Source organism: Actinophytocola algeriensis (genome assembly GCF_014203735.1).
In the GTDB taxonomy this organism is placed as follows: domain Bacteria; phylum Actinomycetota; class Actinomycetes; order Mycobacteriales; family Pseudonocardiaceae; genus Actinophytocola; species Actinophytocola algeriensis.
Genome location: NZ_JACHJQ010000010.1, coordinates 174357 through 198953 on the forward strand (window position 1 = coordinate 174357; position 24597 = coordinate 198953).

General features: G+C 67.9%; 19 protein-coding genes and 1 pseudogene. 15 read left to right on the forward strand and 5 right to left on the reverse strand.

The window, feature by feature from the left end:
- The first annotated feature begins 11 nt into the window (after positions 1-11).
- The 7 genes from FHR82_RS38515 to FHR82_RS38545 all read left to right on the forward strand — a co-directional run bounded on the left by FHR82_RS38515 (position 12) and on the right by FHR82_RS38545 (position 9020).
- Positions 12-1013 (forward strand): aldo/keto reductase family protein, encoded by a 1002-nt coding sequence (locus tag FHR82_RS38515; RefSeq protein ID WP_184815587.1) that lies wholly within the window; start codon positions 12-14, stop codon positions 1011-1013.
- A gap of 179 nt (positions 1014-1192) precedes the next feature.
- On the forward strand, positions 1193-2155 hold the full coding sequence (locus FHR82_RS38520) for a TauD/TfdA family dioxygenase (RefSeq protein ID WP_184815588.1): 963 nt from the start codon (positions 1193-1195) through the stop codon (positions 2153-2155).
- A gap of 66 nt (positions 2156-2221) precedes the next feature.
- Positions 2222-3577 carry a hypothetical protein gene (locus FHR82_RS38525; protein WP_184815589.1) on the forward strand — a complete coding sequence of 452 codons (1356 nt, stop codon included), beginning with the start codon at positions 2222-2224 and terminating at the stop codon, positions 3575-3577.
- A 1-nt stretch (position 3578) separates the two neighbouring features.
- A complete protein-coding gene (locus FHR82_RS38530) occupies positions 3579-4820 on the forward strand; it encodes an MFS transporter (RefSeq protein ID WP_184815590.1) in 1242 nt (413 codons plus the stop codon).
- Between the two features lie 67 nt (positions 4821-4887).
- Positions 4888-5832 carry an LLM class F420-dependent oxidoreductase gene (locus tag FHR82_RS38535; RefSeq protein WP_184815747.1) on the forward strand — a complete coding sequence of 315 codons (945 nt, stop codon included), beginning with the start codon at positions 4888-4890 and terminating at the stop codon, positions 5830-5832.
- 13 nt (positions 5833-5845) lie between these two features.
- Positions 5846-7735, forward strand: a complete 1890-nt coding sequence (locus FHR82_RS38540) for an ABC transporter substrate-binding protein (protein ID WP_184815591.1) — start codon at positions 5846-5848, stop codon at positions 7733-7735.
- 31 nt (positions 7736-7766) lie between these two features.
- Complete coding sequence (locus tag FHR82_RS38545; protein ID WP_184815592.1) at positions 7767-9020, forward strand: condensation domain-containing protein; 1254 nt, start codon at positions 7767-7769, stop codon at positions 9018-9020.
- Positions 9021-9151: 131 nt separating this feature from the next.
- On the opposite strand, the gene FHR82_RS38550 is transcribed toward FHR82_RS38545, so the two are convergent.
- The 3 genes from FHR82_RS38550 to FHR82_RS38560 are packed head-to-tail and all read right to left on the reverse strand — an operon-like array spanning position 9152 to position 12277.
- Positions 9152-10318, reverse strand: coding sequence for an inosamine-phosphate amidinotransferase 1 (locus FHR82_RS38550; protein WP_221464827.1), 1167 nt, complete (start codon positions 10316-10318; stop codon positions 9152-9154).
- Positions 10267-11313: a TauD/TfdA family dioxygenase gene (locus tag FHR82_RS38555; RefSeq protein WP_192772846.1), complete on the reverse strand. Its 1047-nt coding sequence runs from the start codon at positions 11311-11313 to the stop codon at positions 10267-10269. The genes FHR82_RS38550 and FHR82_RS38555 overlap by 52 nt, the downstream gene beginning before the upstream one ends.
- Positions 11314-11338: 25 nt before the next feature.
- Positions 11339-12277 carry a 2-oxoglutarate and iron-dependent oxygenase domain-containing protein gene (locus FHR82_RS38560; RefSeq protein ID WP_184815594.1) on the reverse strand — a complete coding sequence of 313 codons (939 nt, stop codon included), beginning with the start codon at positions 12275-12277 and terminating at the stop codon, positions 11339-11341.
- A 245-nt stretch (positions 12278-12522) separates the two neighbouring features.
- Here FHR82_RS38560 and FHR82_RS38565 point away from each other — a divergent pair, with 245 nt between their 5' ends.
- The 5 genes from FHR82_RS38565 to FHR82_RS38585 all read left to right on the forward strand — a co-directional run bounded on the left by FHR82_RS38565 (position 12523) and on the right by FHR82_RS38585 (position 20163).
- Positions 12523-14316 carry a carbamoyltransferase family protein gene (locus FHR82_RS38565; RefSeq protein WP_184815595.1) on the forward strand — a complete coding sequence of 598 codons (1794 nt, stop codon included), beginning with the start codon at positions 12523-12525 and terminating at the stop codon, positions 14314-14316.
- Complete coding sequence (locus tag FHR82_RS47810) at positions 14313-16667, forward strand: lantibiotic dehydratase (RefSeq protein ID WP_184815596.1); 2355 nt, start codon at positions 14313-14315, stop codon at positions 16665-16667. Before FHR82_RS38565 ends, FHR82_RS47810 begins: the two co-directional genes overlap by 4 nt.
- Before the next feature lie 44 nt (positions 16668-16711).
- Positions 16712-18118, forward strand: coding sequence for a pyridoxal phosphate-dependent aminotransferase (locus FHR82_RS38575; RefSeq protein ID WP_184815597.1), 1407 nt, complete (start codon positions 16712-16714; stop codon positions 18116-18118).
- Positions 18118-19800, forward strand: coding sequence for a non-ribosomal peptide synthetase (locus tag FHR82_RS38580; protein ID WP_225944361.1), 1683 nt, complete (start codon positions 18118-18120; stop codon positions 19798-19800). The genes FHR82_RS38575 and FHR82_RS38580 overlap by 1 nt, the downstream gene beginning before the upstream one ends.
- A gap of 132 nt (positions 19801-19932) precedes the next feature.
- Positions 19933-20163, forward strand: coding sequence for a transposase (locus FHR82_RS38585; RefSeq protein WP_221464828.1), 231 nt, complete (start codon positions 19933-19935; stop codon positions 20161-20163).
- Between the two features lie 221 nt (positions 20164-20384).
- On the opposite strand, the pseudogene FHR82_RS48170 reads toward FHR82_RS38585, so the two are convergent.
- A pseudogene (locus FHR82_RS48170) lies at positions 20385-20567 on the reverse strand (pentapeptide repeat-containing protein); the annotation flags it as partial.
- A 424-nt stretch (positions 20568-20991) separates the two neighbouring features.
- Here FHR82_RS48170 and FHR82_RS38595 point away from each other — a divergent pair.
- The 3 genes from FHR82_RS38595 (at position 20992) to egtA (ending at position 23867) form a co-directional block, all read left to right on the forward strand.
- A complete protein-coding gene (locus FHR82_RS38595; RefSeq protein WP_184815599.1) occupies positions 20992-21417 on the forward strand; it encodes a helix-turn-helix domain-containing protein in 426 nt (141 codons plus the stop codon).
- Entirely contained in the window at positions 21414-22493 is a 1080-nt protein-coding gene (locus FHR82_RS38600; protein WP_184815600.1) for a retropepsin-like aspartic protease, read from the forward strand. Before FHR82_RS38595 ends, FHR82_RS38600 begins: the two co-directional genes overlap by 4 nt.
- Before the next feature lie 84 nt (positions 22494-22577).
- Positions 22578-23867, forward strand: a complete 1290-nt coding sequence (gene egtA, locus FHR82_RS38605) for an ergothioneine biosynthesis glutamate--cysteine ligase EgtA (protein ID WP_184815601.1) — start codon at positions 22578-22580, stop codon at positions 23865-23867.
- A gap of 135 nt (positions 23868-24002) precedes the next feature.
- Here egtA and FHR82_RS38610 read toward each other — a convergent pair whose 3' ends face one another.
- A complete protein-coding gene (locus FHR82_RS38610; RefSeq protein ID WP_184815602.1) occupies positions 24003-24578 on the reverse strand; it encodes a TetR/AcrR family transcriptional regulator in 576 nt (191 codons plus the stop codon).
- Positions 24579-24597 lie beyond the last annotated feature (19 nt).

Genomic DNA, 24597 nt, shown 5'->3' on the forward strand with positions numbered 1-24597 from the left:
AGCAGCAGCACATGGAATACCGTCACCTCGGCCGAAGCGGCCTGAAGATCAGTGAGATCACGTACGGGAACTTTCTCACGCACGGATCGCAGATCGACGAAGACGTCGCGTCCGCCTGTGTCGCGACCGCGCTCGATGTCGGCATCACCACCTTCGACACCGCGGACGAATACGCGGAGACCAGGGCCGAGGAGGTGCTCGGCAGAGCGCTGCGCGGTGTACGCCGCGAATCCGTCGAGATCTGCACCAAGGTCTACTGGCCGACCGGCCCCGGGGTCAACGACCGCGGCCTGTCCCGCAAACACATCATGGAATCCGCGAACGCGTCGCTGCGGCGACTGCGGACCGACTACGTGGACCTCTACCAGGCTCATGCGTTCGATCACGAGACGCCGCTCGAGGAGACCCTCCGGGCCTTCGACGACCTGATCAGACAGGGCAAGGTGCTCTACGTAGGTGTCTCGGAGTGGCGCGCCGAGGAGATCTCGGCGGCACTGGCGATCGCCGGCGAGCTCGGGCTGGACCGGATCGTGTCCAACCAGCCGGAGTACAACATGATCTGGCGTGTCGTCGAGTCCGAGGTCGTGCCGCTCTGCACGCGGGAAGGAATCAGCCAGATCGTCTGGGCGCCGATCGCGCAGGGCACGCTCACCGGCAAGTACCTGCCGGGTTCCGCGCCTCCCGCCGGGTCACGGGCTACCGACGACCGCGGCGGCTCCGAGTGCATCGCGCAGTATTTGACCGACGACATCCTCAGCCGGGTACAACAGCTGCGCCCGGTCGCCGACGAGGCCGGCCTGACTCTCGCCCAACTCGCCGTGGCGTGGACGCTGCAGAACCCGAACGTCGCCTCGGCGATAGTGGGTGCCAGTCGACCCGAGCAGATCCGGGAGAACGTGCGCGCGGCCGGAGTGACACTCGACAAGGCACTGCTGCGGCGAATCGACGAGATTCTGGCCGGGCAGATAGTCACTGATCCGGCGAAGACAGCCAGTCCGGCGGTACGTCCCTGACCCGGCTCCGGCACCGAGCCCGAGCGCCGCGGCCGGTCGGCCCGGTACTCGCAATGGCCTGCCCCGGTCTCCTCGCGCAGGCCATTGCGAGTTCCGGTTCACCGCTGTAACAATCAGACGGTTAGTAGAAGTTCACGGATCCCGACGACTCGAACGGTCGGTTGATTATGGACGAATATATGGTCGCACCCGCTGACGCGGCACGCATCCGCGACTCGCTCAGCCAGCTCGCGAATACATACGAGCGGTTCGACAACTCCACCTACCTGAACACGATCTCTGGTTTGACGGAGCTCCTACCGGACGATCTCGCCGATCGCCTGGCACAACTGCGTGATCGACGTTCATCACCCGCCCTGCGGATTCGCGGCCTGTCGTTCGAGCTGACCACACCCACCCCGGCGCACTGGCGGGAATGGCAACCCGAGACCACGCTCCTCCACGATTTCTGGCTGACCCTGGTGTGCGGGCAACTAGGTGAGCTCTTCTCGTACGCATCCCTTCAGGACGGACGTCTGGTCGAGGACCTCCTTCCGATCGAGGGCCTGGAAGACGCCCAGCTTGGGCTCAGCAGTATCGGAGGGTTCGACTTCCACGTCGACGACCCCTTCGACGACGACCGTTGCGACTTCTTCGGCCTGCTCGCCATGCGCAACCCGGACCGGACCGAAACCATCCTCGCCGCCATCGACGATGCCGACCTGTCCGGCCTGGATGTGGACGTGCTCTTCGAGCCACGCTTCCTCATCCGGGTCGACCCCGAGCACCTGGAGGGCATGGGGATCGACGACGAGGTGACCCTGCGGCGCCCGGTGTTGAGCGGCAGCCGGTCCCAACCGGGACTCTGCCTCGACTGGGCGTACACCGAGGCGGTGCCCGGAGACGACCGGGCGCAGGCGGCGCTCGCCGACCTGCGCGCGCGACTGGAGGCCGTGCGGACCGGCGTCGCCCTGGAGCCCGGGGACACGCTGCTCATCGACAACCATCGGCTGGTACACGGTCGACGACCGTTCCACGCGCGCTACGACGGCAACGACAGATGGCTCCGGCATGCCATGATCACCCTCGACCTCGAGCGCTCACGGGCACGCCGGTCCAGTGACGAGGACCGGGTCGTTGGTTTTCTGCCCCTGGGAACCTAGTGCCCCGCGCCGGAAACCGCGGATCCAGTTCGGCACAGTTGGCGAAGGACGGGTGATTCTGGCGGGATGCGACTGAATGCCGCTCTCATTGACCACTTGGTTGCCCACCAGTCGGCGGCGGTCCCCGTCCTGCGGGAACTGAGGGCCGAACTGCGGAGCACCGTGGGCGGGTTGCACCCACCAGCGGAACCGATGGAAGTCCCGTTCCTGGTCGAGTCGGATGACCACGAGCACATGCGCCGCGGGGCCGACGTTCTCGTCACGGGACTCGCCGCCCTGCCGGAAATGGTTTTCGGTGACCTGGAAACGGCCATCCGGGAGTTGCGTGTACCGCAGGCGATCGCGCCTTTCCTCAAGGAGGACATCCCACTGGGTGTGCGGCTGGCACGGAGCGATTTCCTGCGCGGGCCTGATGGCTGGCGCCTGTGTGAGATCAACGTGACCGGTGCGGCCGGTGGGCTCGCTGTCGGTGATTATGACGATGTCGTCCGCCGTTACCCGTTGGTGGCCGATTTCCTCACGGAACATCGTCTTGCCAGCGTCTCACCGATCAGCGTGCTCGCCGGCGCCGTCACCGAACGCTGTGCGGGCCTGGCCATCGATGACCGGCCCGCCGTGGCCGTCATGGATTGGCAAGGGGTCGGAGCCGAACAGGAGACAGAGCAGCGGAGGATCGCCGATCTCTATCAGGCGCACGGATTCGACGCAATGCTCTGCCATCACCGAGAGGTCCGGTACCGAGCCGGCCGGCTCTGGCTTGGCCGGCGCCCGATCCAGGTTGTACATCGCGCTTTTCTTCTCGAAGACCTCCCGACCGATCCCGCGTCGGCCATGCCGGTGCTGGAAGCGGCTGCCGACGGCTCGATCGTCCTGATATCCACGTTCCGCGACGAGTGGCTCGCGGGCAAGGCAGCGTTCGCGCTGCTGCACGAGGCGGTGCGCCGCGGACTGCTCGACCGGGACACTTCAGCCGCGGTGGGGTCCCTGGTCCCGCCCACGTGGCTGTTGGCAGGCGAGGGTGCCGGGCAGCGGGGCCCCTGGCTCAGCCTCCCGGAGCTGCGCGGCCGCAGTCCCGGAGAACTCGTTCTCAAGCCGGCCAACGGTTCCGGTGGCGCGGGCGTCGTGCTCGGTGTCAGCACACCGGAGCCCGCCTTCTGGAGTTCCGCCGAGCAGGCGGCCCGTGAGGATCGGACGCACGTCGTCCAGGACCTCATAATGCCGGACCCTGTCCCGTTTCCTTCGCTCGATGGCGGCAGGCTGGTCGTCTCGCCCTGGCAACCACTCGTCGGGATGTTCCAAGTGGACGGTGAAGACGCCGGGATGTGGGTACGAATGCGGCCAGGGGTGGCGCCGGGGATGATTGGCCGCCGGTTCCACGCCCCCTGGAGCGGTGGATGGGCGCCGGTCGTGCCACAATGCTGAAATGGTCGCGTATGTGCGCGGATTGAGAAGCCCCTTCTCCCGGTACTGGTTTTCGAATTTCTCCTCTGATTTCGGCGACGGTGTGCGGCTGGCGGCGTTTCCGCTCCTTGCCGCCCAGCTCACACAATCGCCGACGGCGGTGGCGGCGGTCACCGCTGTGCAGCAACTCGCCTGGCCGCTGATGGGCGTGGGACTCGGCGTTCTCATCGACCGCTACGACAGTCGGCGGCTCATGGTGATCGTCGACATCGCACGGGCCGTGGTCGTCGCGGCTTTGGCAGCGGCGATCCTGGCCGATGTGGTCAGTCTCTGGCTCATCTACGCGGCCGCGTTCATCACCGGCGCGGGTGCGGCGCTGCGTGTGACCGCGGCGGCGATCGTCGTGCCACGCCTGGTCGAGCCCGTCGGCCTGGAACGGGCCAACTCCCGGGTGGTCACCGGGCAGATCGTGGGGACCGAACTGGCGGGACCCGCGGTGGGCGGCTGGCTGTTCGGCGTGGCCGCGGTCCTGCCTTTCGCCGTCAACGCCGGAACGCTGGGAATCGGCATCATTCTGCTGCTCACGCTCCCGAGCGTTTTCCGGCCGGTGCCCCAGGAACGGGCAGAGCAGGACCAGCCTTCCCCGAGGGCGCCCGCCAAACGCGACGACCTTCGCGATGGCGTTCGGTGGTTGTGGCGGCACGCCGAGATGCGGGACGTCACGATCGCCTCTGCCGTGGTGTGCGCGATGGACGCCGCCTGGTTCGCGGTCCTCGTCCTGTACGTGACCGAGACTCTGCATCGGACGGCCAGTGTGTACGGCTTGCTCCTGGTCGTGGGGGCGCTCGGCGGGATAGCGGTCGGCATGCTGGGTGAGCGCGTCCTGCGGCGCATGGGACCCTGGCCCGCATTGGTCGTTTCCGGGCTGGCAATGGCACTTTCCCAGGCCGGACTCGGCCTCACCGACAACGTCGTCGTCGCCGCGGTCATGCTGTTCGCCAGCAGCGGAGCCTTCGCCTTGTTCAACATCACGGCCGTCACGATGCGGCAGCGACAGGTACCCACGGCAATGCTCGGCCGCGTTTCCGGCCTGTACCTCACCGTGAGCCGAACCGCCGAGGTCCTGGGCGCGCTCATCGGCGGCGCGCTGGCGAGCTCCGCGGGAATCCGCGCCCCCATGCTGTTCGGCGCGATACCCATTGCCGCTGTGATGTTCTTCCTCGCATGGCAGTACCGATCCCGCCCGGATCCGTCAGCGCCCTAGTACACAGTGGTCGTTGGTCGGGCGTTCGAACTGTACGTGCGATAGGCGGAACGTTATCGTGCTGGCTATGGAGCTTCGGGTCCTCACCGAACCACAGCAGGGCGCGACTTTCGACCAGCAGCTGGCAGTGGCGCGGCTTGCCGAGGAATGCGGCTTCACCGGTTTCTTCCGCACTGATCACCTGCAGCGCGAGGGTGATGCGGACGGCATGCCCGGGCCGACCGACGCATGGATCACGCTCGCCGGCCTCGCCAGGGAAACCTCCCGGATCCGCCTGGGTACACTCATGACCTGTTCGACCTTCCGGAACCCCGGGCATTTGGCGATCATGGTGGCGCAGGTCGACGAGATGAGCGGTGGACGGGTCGAGCTCGGGCTCGGTGCGGGTTCGTTCGCCGGTGAGCACCACGCGCTCGGCATCCCGTTCCCTCCGGCCAAAGAACGGTTCGCACGTCTGGAGGAACAGCTCGCACTGATCACCGGACTGTGGACCGCGAGTCCTGGTCACCCGTACTCGTTCCAGGGGCAGTACCACGCGGTCCGCGACTACCCGGCCCTGGTGCGGCCGAGGCAGTCGCCGCACCCGCCGCTCGTGCTCGGCGGCCCGGGACTGAAGCGCACACCGGCCCTGGCCGCGAAGTTCGCCGACGAGTACAACGCCGACGGGGTGTCTCCCGCGGAATGCGCCGCCGCCTACGACAGGATCGGCGCGGCCTGCGAGAAGATCGGGCGTGACCCGGCGGAGATGACCTTTTCCGCTGTGGTCACGATCTGCTGTGGCAGCGACCCGGCGGAGATCGCGCTACGGACGAACACCATTGCGGTAAAAGGCGGAAGTGACTTCACCGGCCATGCCGCCAATGGTGCGACGGGAACGCCCGCGCAGGTGGCCGAACGCCTTCGCGCGTTCGAGGAGGCTGGCGCGAGCCGCATCTACCTCCAGCTCTTCGACCTGACCGACCTGGACCACCTCCGCCTTGTCGCCGAGGAAGTACTGCCGCAACTCTCGTGAGACGGAGGGGCCGATGACCCAGTTCCGGAAGAGGACCAAGGGCGTTACCGCGGCTGTCGCCGCAGCCGCCCTGGTCGCTGCCTGCACCGGAGGCTCCGACGCCCCCGTTGCCATCGGACCGTCGGGCGAGATCGGTTCGGTGCCCCCTGCGGCGGCCGGACCTCAGTACACCGGCACGATCACCTGGGCCATGCAACCTGGCGCGACGCCGAACTGGATCCTCCCGATCGACACGCAGGCCAGTTTCTCCCTCGCCAACGTGCATGGCTTCCAGTGGCTGATGTGGCGACCCCTGTACTGGAACCAGAACGGCACCGTGCCGGAAGTCGTCCCGTCCATGAGCTTGGCGGAATCCCCTGTGTGGTCGAACGGCGGCAAGACGGTGTCGATCACGATGAAGAGCAACTACAAGTGGTCCGACGGGCGGCCGATCACCTCGAAGGATCTGCTCTTCGACATAGAACTGATCAAGGCAGCCCTCAAGGAGGCGCCGTCCAACTGGCCCGCCTACGTGCCTGGCGGGTTCCCCGACGACCTGGTGAGCACGAGCACGCCGGATGATGCGACGCTGATCCTGAACCTGGCCGAGCCGGTCAACCCGAGCTGGTTCCAGCAGAACATCCTCTCCTACGGCGGGCCGGTGAATCCGCTTCCGTCACACGTGTGGGCGAAAGCAACAGCCGACGGGCCCATCCTCGACTTCACCAACCCGGACAACGCCAGGAAGATCTACAACTTCCTCGTCGAACAGACCAAGTCGCTGGACACCTATGCCACCAATCCACTGTGGCAGGTCGTGAACGGCCCCTACCGCCTCAGCGCCTTCAACTCCGTGACCGGCGCCTTCACGATGGTCCCCAACCCGTCCTACGGCGGCCCGCGCGTCGAGCGCATGTCCAACTTCGAAGGCGTGAGCTTCACCTCGAGCACCGCTGAGCTCAACGCGCTCAAGGCAGGTCACGTGGACGTCGGTTACATCGACCTCAACGCCGTACCGCAGATCCCGGCGATCGAACGCGCCGGCTACCACGTCTACGGCATGCCCAACTTCGGCAGCAACTTCATGGCCTTCAACTACCGAAACACCACCGGTCATTTCGACAAGATCGTGAGCCAGCTGTACTTCCGGCAGGTGCTGGCGCATCTGACGAACCAGAAAGGCTACATCAAGGCGTTCATGCACGGCGCGGGTCACGAGTCCTACGGTCCGGTACCGGCCTACCCGAGAAGCCCCTACGTGCCGGATGACGCCACGGTCAACCCGTATCCGTTCAGCATCTCCGAGGCGACCCGCATCCTGCGGGCGCACGGCTGGACAGTGAACCCTGGCGGCACGACTGTGTGCTCGAGGCCGGGTTCCGGACCGGACGAGTGCGGCGCGGGCATCCCCGCCGGCACACCGTTGGCGTTCAACCTGATCTACGCTTCCAGCCCGCCTCTCCTCGGCGAGGAGTCCGCCGCCCTCGCCTCGGATGCCAAGCAGGCAGGCATCGACATCGCCCTGGAGAGCAGCAGCCTCAGCTACATGATCAACCACTACAGCAACTCCGGCTCACCTGGGGACATAAACCGGTGGGCGATGCAGTACTTCGGTTCCCAGAGCAACAACCCCTACCCCACCCAGTACGGGTTCCTGAACACCGGCGGATCGTTCCAGATCGGCGACTACAGCAATCCCACGGCGGACAGGCTGATCGAAGCCTCGGTCACCAGCAGCGACCCGCAAGCGGTGAAGGACGAGGCGTCCTTCCTCAGCAAGGACGTGCCGGTCCTGTGGCTCCCCAACCACGATTCGATCCGGGCCTGGAAGACCACCGTCTCGGGAGATCCCGCTTCCTTCGAGAACCTCACCCAGTACTACGTGACACCCGAGTTCTGGTACTTCACCACGCCCCAGAACTAGGCGGACGACACAGATCCCAGGACGGGCTGGCATGGCAGAACGCGAAGTGCCGATGGCACCGGTGCAGCTGGAGATGTGGCACGCTGAGCAGACCACGGACTCCGCGCGCGAGAACGTCTACGGCGCCTTCAGGCTCCGTGGCCGCCTGGACGTGGCTGCCTTCAACCGGGCGCTGGCCGCCGTGGTGGCCAGGCACGAGCCGCTCCGCACGACGACGGTCGCCACCTTGGAGCCGGTCCAACTCGTCTCCGACGTCGTGCCGGTCACCGCGGAGCCGATCGACGTAGCCGACGAAGCCGAGGCCGTCAGCCTGTTCACGACGATCTCGGCTACCCGGATTCCGTTGGACTCCCTACCGCTGTGGCGAATCACCCTGATGCGCCTGCCCGACGGCGATCACATCCTGGGGTTCGTCTTCCACCACATCATCGTCGACGGCTGGTCAGTGTTCGTCTTCCTGGCCGACCTGGGAGACGCCTACGGCCGGGCGCTGTCCGGTCGCGACCCCGCACTGAGCCCGTTGCCGTACACCTACAGCGACTACTGCCACGAAGAGCGGAACCTGCTTGGTACGAGCGAGTTCCGGGACATCCTGGCGCACTGGCGCAAGCTGCTGCCCAGTGCCCTGCCCGCAGTGCGCCTGCCCCGGGACGGAGGACGGATCGACGGGGCCGGGGCGCACGGGGCCATACTGGACACTCTTCTCGACGCATCCGTGACAGCACAGCTGAACCAGCGCGCTCGCGCGTCACGCTGCACGGTCTTCACACTCATGCTCGACGCCGTCGCCATGACGCTGCGCGAGCACGCGGACACGGACGACGTCATCATCGGCGTGCCGTTCCACAACCGGACCAGGCGCAAGCTGCGTCCGCTGATCGGGTACGTCGTCAACGACGTACCCATGGTGCTGACCGAACTCGGCAGCCGAGGCTCGGATCGCGATCGGCTGGACTACGCGAAGTCGGTGACCGCCTCCGCCCTGCGCTACCCCAGAACCCGGCAGCTGCTGATGCGGGAACTCCACGGGTTGACGGACGTGGAGACGTACACGTTCATGCTCAACGTCCAGGGCTCGCCTGGCATCGCCTACGGCCTGGCGGACATCGACATGGCGGAAGAGATCCCCGTGTACAACGGGACCTTCCTCCACGACTTCGAACTGATGCTGGAAAGGTCTTCCGACCAGATCACCGGGTATCTCCTGTACGACGCGGACTCGTACTCGCGATCGCGGGCGGATGCGCTCTGGACCGGCCTCAAGAGCAGGTTGCTCGGTCAGTGACATGGCCTCGCCTCCGCTCGGCGTCCGCGGGCCTGTACCCGGCGTCTTCCCTCCTGCGCGCGGAAGGCCCCTGGGCTCGTTCCTCGCACATGGACCTTCCGTGCTCGTCAGTCCAGACGCCGGCGGCCCGCTCAGTCGAAATAGCTCTCCATGGTCCCGTCGCGGAGGACGTCGAGGGTGACGCAGTGAAACCCGCCACCGAGCGTCCGCGCGTGGCGCAGGGTCAGCGGAATCGTGTCGATGCCGTTCCGTTCAAGCGCCCGGATGAGCTCGTGCTGCGCCGCGTCCACAACGGCCAGTTCGGGACTGACCATGAGGAGGTTCATTCCGATCCAGCGCGAGCTGAGCGGGTACGGCGAGGCCGTGGGTTCCGTGTTCATCGACGGGCACCAGATGGCGTCCCACTTCCGCAGCACGTCGGGCAGGTTCGTGTCGTTGATCCGCTCGGGGTTGAGCAGTACGAGTCCAGGCCGCAGGAACGCGATCGTGCTGTCGATGTGCGTGTACTCGTAGATCTTCCGCAACGGGTGGATGGTGAAGTCCCCATAGGCTTGCAGCGTCCGCTCCAGCCATATCCGGCCGAGCTCGTTGCCGCTGGCCGAAACCTGGTAGAAAAGGTCCTTCCCGCAGCGCAGCACGTTGGCCGCCTCGAACACGGGCTCCTGTTCACCCAGTACCGGGCGGTCCTGTTCGTCGATCAGGAACAGCTCGTCAGCCAGCTGCGGTCTGGGTGCGGCGATCCAGGTCGATCCGTTCAGCATGAACCGCTGAAAGAGGTGCCTCATGCTGAACAGCTCGAAGTACCGCGCACGCATCGGGCTGGCGGTCTCGATGATCATGTCTCCGATGATCAGGGTGAGATCGCGGGGACAGTAGTTGTAGAAGCCGTCGGTTCGCCACTGCGGAGTGCCGAACTCCTGCGCTTGATCACTGGCCAGGGCCTGGTGGACCACCACACCCAGACCGCGCAGCGTGCTGACCAGAACTTCCAGGTCTTCCGCTGTCTCCTCGATCACCCGGGCCGGGAACTCTCCCGTCAGTACGCGTTCCATCTCGGAGCGCGACAGGTCGCCGTAGAGGTTCAGCCAGGCCGACACGTCCTGCCGGGGAATCCGGGCACCGTAGGGGTTCCCGACGATCACCTCGCGGAGCGGGGAGAACTCGTCGCACGAGTAAGCCGCGCCAATTCCGGCCGAGGACGATCTGATGGCGAATTCTTCGGTCGTCATGTCTTGAGCGCCTTCCATCAAATCGCCCTCCGCGACTGCCGACGACGATGGCGTGGTAGTGATGAGCACACCATGGTCCTCATCAGCCACCTCCCCGAACCATCGAACCGCGGCTGGAAGGCGCTCCGGGCGTGCACCACTCGGCGGTTGTCGACCACGATCAGATCGCCCGGTTGGAGGACGTGGCTGACAGCGGTGGCCTTGACCGCCTCGGTGAGGAACTCGAAGGCACTCCGTGCCTCATCGTCCGCCGGGTCGGCGGGCACCATGTAGATGGGGTCGAACCGGATCTCGGGTGCCTCACGGGTGCCCGTCAGCACCGCGACACCCGTCTGCGGTTCCGGGTTCTCCCCGTGCGCGATGTCCGGTAGGACGGTATAGCGCGGCTGCATCAGTACCTTCCGTGCCTCGTCGGGCAGCACGAGCGCGCGGGCTGGTGCGAGAATCGTCGCCGCGGCCGGGTCACCGCGCAGGCACAGCAGTCCGAAGTAGTCGCACCGGTCGCTGCTGAACGCGTCCTCGACATGCCACTCCAGAAAACAGTCGCTGCCCTCACTGGTCTGTGCGCTTTCCTTGCCCTGTGCGGCGACGACGTCCTGGACCAGACGTCCGCCGTAGAGGTCCTCGAACGTGAACGGTTCGCCGAACATGTTCATCACGGCCATCAGGTTCAAAGCGCACAGGTTCGCGTGCCCGTGCCGTGGCGAGGTGGCTGATCCAGGAGTCGGCCCGAGATCGTGATCGGCGGGCAGGATGCCGCGCAGCAGTAGAACGTCGTGCGTGGTGCCCCGGTTGCGGAACCGGTGGGCGGCACGGAGTACAGCTTCCGGCAGCGTCGACGTCAGCACGGTGCCGAGCTCGGCCAGTTGCTCGGCGTCCAGCCGTTCGATCTGCTCGCCTGCGGCGAGTTGTTGCGCGAAGTTCCACAGTCGCCGGGCATCCGACTCCTGTACGCGGACAACTTCGTTGGCTTCCAAGCCCTCTGAGATCAGCATGTACGCACCCCCCGACCCTTGTTGTCCTTGTTTCGATGAATCGTGATCCGGAGAAAGTCGTGGCAGCACGAACCCCCGTACGACCAATGAGGACTCACTGGTCCAGCCGTGCCCGCTCGTCCCCGGATGAGAGGTTCTTCTGGCTTCTCATGATGTACTCCGCCACGTGCAGCGGGGGCAGCACCTCGCTGGTTCGCGCTACGCAACTCGGAGCGGGTGTCACGGTTGTCTCTCGCGCCGGGTCGAGATAGAAGATGATCGACTGGCGACGCGGGATGGCCGGGCCCGCACCGCGCGGGTACACCACGCGGTGCTCATTGGCGTGTATCACCCGGTTGGTCCACCTCGCCAGCAGGTCGCCGGGCTGGATGAACACCGCCCCCGTGGGGATGGGGACAGGCCGCCAGTCGTCCTCGGCCGTGTGCGGGCGCCGGATCTCCAGCCCACCGGGGTCCTCCCTCGCCGAGACCAGCGTGATGCCGTCCTCGTCGGTGTGCGCGCTGAACCGCACCTGCCCGGGCAGAGGTGCTTGGTTCCTGGCCGGGTAGTTGTTCACCGCCAAGCCGCAGTAGGGCCTTTCCGTCCAGGCCGGGACATCCTCTCGGGGCAGCTCCAGTTCGGTCGCGACCATGTCGATCACCCGGGTGGACAGGTCGCGGTACAGGTTGAAGGCCCTCAGCCACACCGACCGCATCCTGGCCGGCCGCTCGGGCCACAGGTCGAAGGACTCGAACTCGTGTCCCTGGAACCATTCGACGAGATCGGGCACCTTCCCCGGCTCCACCAGGTCCGGGTCACCACGGTACATCGGCACCCATCCCTGCCACAGGCCCTGCTCGGGCGAGCGGACCTTGCCCTTCTCCTGCTCGGGCAGGTCGAAGAACTCCGCCGAGACGTCAGCCAACTCCTGCTGCAGGTCATCGGGAATTCCGTGACCGGTGACCAGCACGCACGACCAGTCGATCAGGGCCTCGGTCAGCTCGCCGGCACTCGTCGTGGCCAGGTCGAGGACTGGGACGGTGGCGGTTGCCATGGTGCTGGCCTTCTCCCTTGCCGATGGCAAAGCGTGAACGGTAGCGAGAAACCGGCCCCATGACTTTGTCGACGGTCCTGAAACGGGCCGGGAAGATTGCTCATGCCAGTCTCGCGAATGGGGCAGGAGTCGTCAAGCGACCTTGCAACCCTTGGCGATAGGTGGGCGGCGGTGCATACTTGTGGTTGCCCGGGCGCAGAACATTGGTTTACGGCTCACCACACCGATTTTGGAGGTCGTCAGGCGTGTGGATTCTCGGCCTTTCTTGTTTTCGAGATGATGCGACAGCGGCCTTGCTCAAAGATGGCGCGGTGGTGGGCATCGCGGAAGAGGAGCGTTTCCTGCGCGTGAAGCACGCCGTGGAGCGTCCACCTGGAACATTCGTGTCCTCGCTCGGCGAATCACACGCACTCGACGGCTTCGAGCTCCGCTACTTTCCGGAGCAGAGCATCAACTACCTGCTGCACGCGGCAGGCATCGAGCTGACCGATATAGACATCGTCGCGTACGACTTCGATTTCGATCGGCGAATCAGGCACTGGGACCGTTTCCTACCGGTCAGTGCGCTGTCGTCCGCGCAACAGAATGAGCAGTCCGTGGCGGTGCTGCGGTACTGGCAGCGAATGCTGGCGGATTTCGCGGAGCGCTGCGGGGCGCGACTGGAATATGTGCCGCATCATCTGGCACACGCGAGCGGCACTGTGTTCGGCTCCGGCCACCTTGACACAGCTTTCCTGATAATGGACGCACTGGGCGAGCTCGAATCCAGTACGCTCGGTCACTTCGACGGAGATTTCCGTTTTACCCGGCAGGTTGCGCTTCCGCATTCACTGGGAATCGTCTACGCCGCGGTCACCAGCTTCCTCGGGTTCCGTCCGTTCAGCGACGAGCAGAAGACGATGGGCCTGGCCGCTTACGGTGACCCGGCCGTGTTCGCCGCTGAGTTCGGCAAGATTCTCCGCCCGGCAGCCGACGGGTTCACGACCGAGCCCGATGCGGTGTGGGGCAGTGATGTGATCGAGGTGGACCGACCGCCCCAGCTGGGCGGCGTCCTCGGCTTGCCGGCCGGCCCGTCGGCCACGCAGGTCTGCCGTCCTCCCTACACCCACGTCGCGGCCGCCTTGCAGAAGACCCTCGAAGGCGTCGTGAACCACCTCGTCGACCAGGCACTGGCCACCACGCGCAGCCGGCGGCTGTGCCTGGCCGGGGGCGTGGCGCTGAACTGCGCGGCCAACGGGACCCTGCTGGCGAGGGACGACATCGACGAACTGTACGTTCAGCCGCAGGCCGGCGACTCGGGCACAGCGCTGGGGGCGGCCTACTACGCCCATTTCCGCTCGACCGGTAGCAGGCCGGAGCCGCTGCCCCACGCATACTGGGGGCCCGGTTACGCCGACAGCGAGGTCCGTGACCTGCTCGACCGCCTGAAGCTCCCCTACCGGCAGACCGACCGGCCCTGGGACACGGCGGCAGAGCTGCTTGCCGACGGTAACGTGGTCGGCTGGTTCCAGGGCCGATCGGAATGCGGCCCGCGGGCACTGGGCAATCGCAGCATCCTCGCCGACCCCCGGGACGTCGCGAACCGGGACCGCATCAACACGGTCGTCAAGGACCGGGAGTGGTGGCGGCCGTTCGCGGCGTCGATCCTCGACGAGCAGCGCTCGCGATACCTGGCCTTCGACGTACCCTCCCCGTTCATGTTGCTCACCATCCCGCTGACCGAGGTTGGCCGGCGGGACCTGGCGGCGGCCGCGCACATCGATGGCACCACCCGGCCGCAGACGGTTTCCGCGGCGGTCAACCCGCGCTATCACCGCCTGATACGGGCATTCCAGGACCGGACGGGTGTCGGTGCCGTGCTGAACACCTCGCTCAACGTCAAGAGCGAGCCACTCGCCAACGACCCCGTGCACGCGATCACCAATCTGTACACCACGGCGATGGACGCGCTGGTGATCGAGAACTTCGTGCTCGTCAAGCAACCCTCCCCGGCGGGATCAGCCGTGCACCCGGCAACCAGGACGATGGTCCGGCCGTGACCAGCGGGCCTCAGTGGTACTTCACCAGGCGTCTGGTGTTCCGGATGGCGGGGTTCCCGGTCTCCTGGCTGCTGCGACTCCAGTCGACGACGGCGACCGGGTGGGTGCGCGACCTCCTTGCCCTCGAAGCGGATCTGCTCAGCCTGCGGAGCGAGTACCTCGACTGGCTCTTCGAGGAGCGGCGGGCGACAGTCGACGCACTGGTCCGCAACGGGGCCAACCGGGCCGCGCGACAGATCTGGCGGTTGCAGCCGGTGCCGCCGGACAGGCTGCCCGGCACCTGGCCGGAGCGACTGGAACCGTGGAACGTGGCGGCACGCAAACGCGAGCAGCTGCTCGCCGCGGCGTCCGGTGGATGGCCTGCCGAGCTGAAGCGCCTGGAAGCGGTCCTGCAACGCACTGTCTCATCGCCGGATCTGCAGGAGGCCGTGTTCCTCAACAGCCCTGACGCACTGACCGGAATCCGCCGGTTCGCGGGCGGGCGGAAATCCGCGCCGCTGCGCAGGCTGGCCGTTCGGTACCTGCAGCGGTTCTGCGTCAAGGTGGAGACCGGTGGCTTCTACGGCCCGATCAACCACGGGCAGTTCGCGCCCGGTTCGCCGGATCCGGTGACACTGGCGGCCCGCGGGGATGGCCGGGCCGGGCAACGGCGTACCTTGCTCAGCTATTGGACGGCGCAACAGATCGCGTCCGCGTGGGCCCGCGACGAGCGGCTCACCGGCCTGCTCCGGCTGTACCGCGCGGCCCGCCGTGACGCGGGGAGCGGCCCGGCGCCCGACGGTGCGCTGCTGGCCCTGGCGACCGGGGAGCACACTCTCGAATCGGTAGCAGCACAGCTCGGCATGCCGCTGGACACCCTCCACGCCGTAGTGCTGGACGCGCAGTCCCGAGGATGGCTCCGCACCGGCATCCGGGTGCCCGCCACCGCAGGCGACCCGCTGGCCGCGCTGCGCGGCCTGGTCGCGGACTCGGCGCTCGCGGTCCGCGCGGGCCTGCTCGACCGGCTCAGCGAAGTGGAGCGCCTGCTCAGCGATTTCGCGCAGGCCGATCTGCCCGGGCGTGAACGGCTGCTGGCCGAGGGGACCGAGATCATCGCCGCGCTGACCGGAGAACAACCGACCCGGGGAGCGGGATCGTTCTATGCGGACCGCTTCTGGTACACCGACGAAGCCATCGGCAATCTCGGGCACATGACGTTCGGGCAGCCGGTCGCGGAACGACTTGCCCGCGCACTCGCACCCGCACTGGACATCCTGGCCAGCAGTGCTGTGGCCGAACGAGAGGCCCAGCACGAAGTCGTGCGCCGGCTCCGCGCCCGCGCAGGTGGCGTGCTCGGGGCGGAGCAGCTCGCGGACATGCCAGAACCCGAGTGGACAGACGGCCCGGGTGCATGGGCGGGTGTGCGGCTGACCGGGGCATCGCGGCTCGAGCTCACCCTCGACGACGTGCGCGACCTCGGACTGATTCGCGACGACCTGGACCAGTGGCCGCTGTTCTGTGCCCCTGACGTGATGCTGGTGGCCCGCGACCGTGCACAGCTCCGCGGTGCGGACTGGCAGGTCGTGCTGTCGGAGGCGCACCACATCTGCCCCCCGACGCAACTGCCGTTCGTCACGTTCGACCCAGAGCCGGCCAGAGTGCGGGCAGAGGTGGGGGCCGCCGTCCGTACTCTGGCCGGGGCGGCGCGGCCGCTGCTGCAGGGAATCGACCGGCAGAACAAGGTCCGGGACTACACTCCGGCAGGCCACTCGGTGCTCTGGCTGAACTGGCAGGCCACCGAGCCACGGGCCGACAGCGTGCGCATCGGCGACTGCCGGGTGGGCGTGGGCTCGGACGGCAGGCCGGCCCTGCACGACGGTGACGGTGCCCAGCTGGCGCTCTTCCCCGAGTACGAAGACGCCTACCCCGACATGCGCATGCTGCGGGCTGTCGCGCTGCCGGGGATGGACAAACGACCGATCCGGCTGTCGACCATGACGCCGCGAATCACGATCGGCGGGCTGGTCCACCAGCGGCAGCGGTGGGATCTGACCGCGGGCGACCTGCCCCGCTGGGGGGTTCCGGCCGGGTCGTTCGGGGAGTACCTCGCGGCGTGGCGGTGGAAGACCGAGTGGAAGATGCCCGACCAGGTGTTCGTCCGGCTGCCCGGCGAGGAAAAGCCGATGTTCCTGGACTTCCGCAGCCCGCTTTCGGTGGACACGTTCCTACGTGCCGCCGCCGGATGTGACCGGCTGAGCCTGGATGAGATGCTGCCGGGCTTCGACGACCTGTGGCTGGAGATCGCGGGCGAGCGGTACTGCTGCGAGCTGCGGCTCACCGCATTCCGGGACAGCGGCGGGTGTCCGCGGTGAGCTGGGCCGACCTGGTGAGTCCACCGTATGAGCCGTGGCGATTCATGCTCACCGTCGACGACGTCAACTACGACCTGCACGAGATAGCAGCGCTGGCCGGCAGTGAGCGCGCACCGGCGATCATCAACCTGTCGTCCGGGATCAACTCTTGGCACCCACCGCAGCGGCTGGTGTCGTTCGTGGTCAACGCGGCCAGTGACCCGCTGTTCTGGGAAGACTACGACGGCCCGTACGGCCACGTGGTGGGCCGGGCAGCCGTAGCGGCATGCGAGTCCCTGCGGGGTGACGGGCAGCTCGAGCTCGGCGTCGAGAACGTGCTCGTCACCGCCGGCGCCAGCGCGGCGCTGACTGTCGCCGCTCGCGGGATGCGTCACACACTGTCGGCGAGCGCGGGCGGGGAGCCTCCGCAGGCCATCATCCCGGTACCCACCTTCCCGATGGCAGCCGCCTGCCTGGCCCAGGCGGGCTTCAGGATCGTGGAGCTGTCTGCCGCACCGGGGCATCGCTGGCTGCCCTCAGTGGCCGAGGTGACCGCGGCCACCACCCCGCACACCCGGGTGCTGTACCTGAACACGTTCAACAACCCGAGTGGGGAGTTCTACGACGGCACCGAGCTACGTCAACTGGTGGTGTGGGCCAGGGACCACGACGTCACGATTCTGCACGACACCGTCTCCTCGGACATCTCGTGCGCCGGACCGGTTCCGCACCTGCTGTCGATCGCTGCCGCGGCAGGGTATCCGGACGGCGTGGTCACGGTCGGCAGCATGTCCAAATCGCGGTCCATACCGGGGTTCCGTGTCGGCTGGCTCATCGCAGGCGTCCAACTGGCCCGGCAGTTCGCCCGGCTCAACGACCTCGTCGCGCCGTCCTCACCCGCGATCGCCTCCCCTGCGCTGCTGGTGGACCGCCTCGCCGCCGTTGCCGGAGAGCAGCTCGACACCGCTGGTGACCCAACGCTGCCGCACGCGGCCCACGACCTGGCCGCGACGGTCGGTGCGGCCTGGAACCTGGTGCTGGAGCTCACCGGTCCGTACCTGCCGGCCTTTCCCGGCCTGGACACGTTCCTCGGCACGGCGGCAGCCGAACTGGCCGAGAACGGGGCGGTACACGAACTGGCCCGATGGCGCGCATCTCTCCGGGATCAGCTGGCCGGCAACGCCGCGATCCTCAGCGAGGAGTTCAGCGACCTGGTCGGGAAGGTGCCCGCCTGGCACGGTGACTTCAACACGTTCGTGGAACTGCCCGCGCTGCGGGGCCGCGACTACCTCGACACCACGTACCGCTTGTTCCGGGACCACGGGCTGCAGACCCTGCCCGCCCCTGCCTTCGGCTACCACAGCGCGTGGTGGGCCGAACGGGGCTACTTCACCCGCCTGTCGTTCGCGCTCCCCGTGGAAACGTGGACCGAGGGACTCCAGCGGCTGCGCCGGGCGGTCATGGAGGCATGATGGCGCTCGAGGCTGCTCCACTCATCCACTCCCGGTTCGTGCGGATAGCCGAGGCCGACCCCGGCCGACCGGCGCTGTTCGGTGCGGACCGGTGTCTCACCTACGGCCAGCTACTCGAATCCGCTCGGCGCGTCGCGGCGTCGCTGCTGGGTCTGGGGCTGGAACCCGGTTCCCGGGTGGCGATCATCGCCAGGAGGAACCCCGGCCTCGTCATCCAGCTGCTCGGGGTGCTGCTGGCCGGGTGCCAGTTCGCGGTTCTGGACCGGATGTATCCGCGGGCCCGGCTGCGAGCGATGATCGACGCGTGCCTGCCGCACGCCGTGCTGGACGAAACCCGGCTGGAGAAGCGGGACGAAGCGGGCCTCGCGGTGGCCGGCCCGACACAAGCCGGGCCGCCCGCCTATCTGGCGTTCACATCCGGCACGACCGGAACACCGAAGTGCGTACAAGGTGGGCACGCAGCCGTCGCCCACTACCTGACGTGGTCTCCGGACACGTTCGGCCTGCGCGCCGACGATCGCTTCAGCATGATCTCAGGCCTGTCCCACGACCCGCTCGTCCGGGACGTCTTCAGCCCACTTTCGCTGGGCGCTCAGCTTTTCGTCCCGGACCCGCGCACCTGGGCGCGCCCGGAGGCACTGGCGACGTGGATGCGTGAATGCCGGCTCACCGTCACGCACCTGACACCCACGACAGCGCGCCGCGTCTTCCTCCCAGGACAGGCGTCACTGCCTGAACTGCGACGTGTTGTCCTGGGAGGCGAGGTGGTTCACGCTGGGGATCTGCAGACTTTCGCACAGGTCGCGCCGGGTGCGGAGTTCACCGTCGTGTACGGCTGCACCGAGACCCCCCAGGTCGTCATGCATCACACGGCCGGCCGCGATGTCCTCACAGGCGACCCGGCCGCGGTGGTGCCGCTCGGTGAGCCGGCCCCGGAGGCGGAGGTCGAACTCGTCCCGGCGACCGGCGCAGCCGCACCGGCCGGCGAACACGGGGAACTGGTGGTGCGCAGTCCGCACCTCGCGTTCGGCTACCTCCGGTGTGACGGCGAGGGATTGCGGCTCGAGCCGTTCGGAAAGCAGTACGCCACCGGGGACCTGGGACACCGTGACCCCGATGGACGCTTGCTGTTCGCGGGCCGGTCGGACCGCCAGGCCAAGATCCGCGGTGCTCGCGTTGAGCTGGACGAGGTCGAGCACCACCTTCGGTCCTGTCCCGGGGTCGTCCTCGCGGCCGCGAGCGTGGAACCATCCGGTGACGGCCCGCGCGTCCGCGCCACGGTGGTGGTACGGCCCGACGTCCCGGTCACGGAGCGAGAGGTGAAGAAACACGTGGCAGCACTGCTGCCCACCGCGGCGGTGCCGTCAGCGGTTACGGTCCTGAACGCGGTTCCTGTGAGCCCGAATGGAAAGTTCGACATGAACAGCGACCAGTCAGCCCGGTCTGCCGAGGACGTGGCCCGCCGAGTCCGCGAGATCCTCGGTGCCGCCCTGGGAAGGGGGCCACTCGCCGCCGGGGACGACTTCTTCGAGTTGGGCGGCGACTCGCTCGCGGCCATCGAAGCGGCAGCGGCAGTGGAGGAAGAGCTGGGATACGAGCTGTCCATTGAGGACATCTTCACGGTGTCGGACGTGACGGAACTGTCTGCGCTGGTCTGGAATGGCCTGCGCGCGGACTTGTGATCCCGTCCCTCGGCTGACCAACGCGCATACCGCCAGCTTCCGGAGAAGTCACCTTCGACGCCAGCTGTCCGCACCTGGACGCGACCGCCGGCCACGTCACCGAGTTCGCCAAGATCCTCACCAACCTGGGCGGTGACCGCCTCGACGACTGGATGGCCGCGGTCGAAGCCGACGACGCCTCACCTGCACCGGTTCGTGCGCGGCCTGCGCCGTGACTACGATGCGGTCCTCAATGGACTCACCTTGCCGCACAACTCAGGTGCGGTGGAAGGCAACGTCAACCGCATCAAAATGATCAAGCGACAGATGTACGGCCGCGCCAACTTCGACCTCCTACGCAAGCGCATCCTGCACGCCGCCTGACCAGTAAGGGGTCGATCTCGAACACGAACGTACTCGCGCACAGCCGCTGTCAGAAGCGGGAATCCGGCACGCTGCTCTTGCGTGTCACCTGCCATTCGCCCGGCGCGGTCTCTTCTGAGAGTTCTCGAATTCTCTCTGCGCTCCACGACCCCGGCCAGTGTGTGTGCCGGACGACCATCGCCCCGACATGAGGATGCCCGAGCGCGCGTGTCCGCGCCCCGCAGATCAGCGCCCGACAACCTCGTGCCAGCCAGAATGGCGTGCCTCAAGGAGGCATTTGTCAACTGCGCGTTCGTGAGATCCGCGCCTGGCAGGCGCGTGCCGCCTAGGGTCGCCTCCCACAGGTCCGCGTGCTGGAGCCTTGCCTCGAACAGGTTGGCGCCGTCCAGCTTCGCACCCGACAGGTCCGCCCTTCAACGATACTCACGCCCGGCTCCTCTGAGACAGGACAAATAGCCCCATCGGGCCCGTGGCCAACCTGAGACGAGAAACGAATCGGGCCAGATCAGCTGAGACCGAAACCGGGGCGTTCGAGACCGGACACCAGGCGAAGGGTCACTTCCATTACGAAAATCGGGAGAACCGGCCAAGGCCTCAGGTCGACATTGCTCGCCCGACCGGTTGGGCCGCGTTGTGCATGCCGTCCAGCGACGCCGCCGCTGGTTCGCCAAGCGCCGCAGTCGATCTGGACGGCTGACCGTAGCGGTTCTCGGCGGCATGGACACGGGCATGGGACTGTTGTATGTTTTTCCGAAATTCCGGAACAACATGGTGAGTGATGGACGACATCGAGGAACGCCTTGTCGCACACTTGAAGAGCGGGTCGCTGTGCTGGAGGGCGCCCGGACACCGGTTAAGCGGGTACAGGCGCGGGTCGGGGACGGTGAGGTCACCTACGCCGGATCGGTCGGCTTCGGCGACCGGGAGTACGTGTGGGCCAAGGACCACGCGGTCGACGATCTACTGGCCGAGGACTGGCGCAGCGCGGCGGCGGTGTTGGAACGCCTCGGCAGCCCGGCACGGTTGGCGCTGCTCGCCGCGCTGCTGACGGCGCCACGCACCCGGGCACAACTGCAGGAGGCACTGGGCGACACGTCGACCGGCCACCTGTACCACCACCTGCGCGAGTTGCAGGGCGCCGGTCTGATCGCGCAGCGCAGACGGGGCGAGTACGAGATCGTCGCGCAGGCTCCGGTCCCGCTGCTGGCGATCGTCGCGGCCGCCTTGGACCTGAGCACGGGACTACCAGCATGAAGGCCGCCCGCCGCGCCTGGGCACGCGGCGACGTCGAGGAGGCCGGGCGGCTGGCGACCGACGATCGCCAGCGCTTCCTGGTCCACTACGTGCGTGGTCGCTACGAGCAGGCCCTGGCCTGCTACGCCGCCGCTGGTCGTCCCCGCTCGCTGGACGAGCCGGTGGCACACGCCCTGCTGCACCGGGACCGCCCCGCCGAAGCGGCCGAGCACCTGCGCCGCCGGGGCAGACGGTTACCCCCGGACCTGGTGTCCCGACTGGACACCCCACTTGCCGCCCACCTGACCGGCCCGACCGTGCTCCCCTTCGCCGACCATGCCCTGGCCCAGTACCTGCCCGCGGTCAGCGCGACCATCGACAACCACCCCGTGCTCGCGCACCTGGACACCGGCGGCACGTTCCTCGTCATGGGTGTCGAGCGCGCCAGGGCACTCGGCATCACCCTCACCCCCAACGGCCGCGCCCACCACGGCACCACCCGCACCACCTTCTACACCGGCACGGCCGGCGAACTCACCCTCGGCGGAGCCACGCTGACCAACGTCCCGGTCGAGGCCGCGCCGACGCTGCGCGGCACCCAGGACGTGATCATCATCGGAACCAACATCCTGCAACGGTTCCTGGCCACCATCGACGCCCCGGCCGAACGCCTGGCCCTCGCCCCGCGCGGCACCCCACCACCACCCGGCCATCGGGTGGCGTTCCACCTGTGGGCCGACCACTTCATGTTCGCCCGCGGCGGCTTCGGTCCCCACCAGGACCTGAACTTCTTCATCGACTCCGGCCTGGTGTACGTGATCGACGACCGGCAGGCGTGCCTGTACACCACCGCCCAGCACTACCGCCGCTGGGGCATGCCACACCCGCCCCCGCACTTCACCGCCCCCGCCCCGATCCACCTCGGTCCCCTGTCCCAATCGGACCAGTTCGTGGCCACCACCCCCACCCGCCGCGTCCCATGGCGCGACTTCGGCGGCGTCCGCATCGACGGCCTACTCTCCTGGGCGTTCCTCAAGAACTACACGTGGACCCTGGACTTCGACCGCCACGAATACACCTTCTCCCAGTCCCAGTAACGCAGCGGATGATGTCGCTCCCAGCAGGTACCGTGATTCGACGGTCGTGGGCAGGGAGAACGCCGGACGGTGTCGATTACCAGGATGCTGTCGGGAGACACTGGCGAAGCCGTACGGAAGAGGGGAGCCGGGGCACTGGCACTGTCTGTCGAGGATGCCCACCGCCGCATCCAGCAGGCCGCGCTGACCGAGTCGGCGGTCGGCCGGATCGGTTTGGAGCTGGAGAACCACGTCGTCGACCTCGGCGACCCGGCGCGGCCGGTGTGCTGGGACCGGCTCGAACCACTGCCTGCCGCCGTGCGCGAGGCGGCCGGGGCCTGCGCCGTGAGCAGGGAGCCAGGAGGACAGCTGGAGCTGTCGGCGCCGCCGAGGGCGAGCGTGTCCGCCGCGGTCGCCGCGTTGCGCGCCGACCTCGACCGCGTCCGGGCCGCCCTGGCGCCGCACGGTGTTGGTCTCGCCCAGGTGGGGACCGATCCGCTGCGCACCCCGCGCCGGGCCAACCCCAGCGACCGGTACCGGGCGATGGAGGAGCACTTCGCGGCGGTGGGCACGGTGGTGCCCGGCAGGGTGACGATGAACGCCACCGCCTCCGTCCAGGTCAACCTGGACGCAGGCCCGCGACGAGTCTGGCCGGACCGGGTCGCCCACGCCTACCGGCTGGGCCCCGCCCTCGTGGCGATCTCGGCCACTTCGCCGTGGTTGTGCGGCGCGCCGACCGGTTGGCAGTCGTCGCGTCTGCGGGCGTGGTTCGGCCTGGATCAGCGGCGGTGCCTGCCCTTCTTCGACGCCGGGAGCCGGGGGACAGTCACCGACCCGACGACCGCGTGGGCCCGGTTCGCGTTGCGGGCCCCGTTGATGTTCGTCAGGACGGGCGACGGCCTGTCCGCGGTGCGGGCGGACGTCACGTTCGAGCAGTGGGTGACCGGCGAGGTGCGGCTGAGCGGCAGGTCGCCCACGGTCGCGGACCTCGATCTCCACCTGACCACGTTGTTCCCGCCGGTGCGGATGCGCGGCTACCTCGAGCTGCGGTACCTCGACGCGCTGCCCACCCGGTGGTGGCCCGCGGTCGTCGCCGTCACCACTACGCTCATGGACGACCCGGTCGCCGCCGACCTCGCGGCCGAGGCAGCCGAACCCACCGACTCGCTCTGGTCGCAGGCCGCGCACCAGGGCCTGGCGGACCCGCGGCTCGCCAACGCCGCCTCCCGGTGCCTGCACATCGCCGCCGACCGGGTGCCCACCGAACTGCGCCCGGCGGTGGCCGACCTGGTGGACCTGGTGGAGTCAGGCCGCTCGCCGGGCGACCTGCTCGCGGAGCGGTTCCGGGCGATCGGCCCTCAAGCCGCCCTCGCGGAACTCGCCCGGAGTACGTGATCGCCTACACCGGACTTGCGGTGGACTTGTCCTCGTCTTATCCCCATCGCCGACGTCGATGACCTGCCACTCCCCCGCACGCCATCGTCCACTGGTCGCGGCGCGTCAAGGAGCAGACGCTCGCACGAAGGCTGATCAGGGTGCGACGAGCGCGCGTCGCAGCTGGGCGGCGAGGTCGGCGCGGTCGAGCTGGTCGTCACGCAGTACCGACTGCATGAGCAGGCCGCACAACAGGGCGCCGAGCATCTGCCCGGTAAGCGGGTCGGTGCGGGCCCGCAGCACGGCGGCCAGTGCGTCGTCCCATGCCACGGCGGCCTGCCGCAGGTGCGGGCGGTGCAGCGCGAGCGCGTAGAGGTTGTACTCGGCCATCGTGTCGGCTCGCTTCTCGGTGACCGAGCGGAGCACGAAATCGGCGAGTGCCGCCGCGAGGTCGGCGTCCGGTTCGAGCGACTGCTCCCAGGCGCGCAGTTCGGTGACGCTGCGTTCGGCCGCCTTGTCCAGCGCCGCGGCGATCAGGTCGTCCAGGGTGGCGAAGTGGTAGGTGGTCGAGCCGAGGGGCACACCCGCGGCAGCGGCGACCTTGCGGTGGGTCAGGCCGTCGATGCCCCGCTCGCCGACGACCGTGACGGCCGCCCTGGCGATGCGGTCGCGGCGGTCGCGGTCCGTCGGGCCTCGTCGCCGCACCACGGTCGCACCTTCGTCCCCACTCATGGCATCAACGGTATCCCGC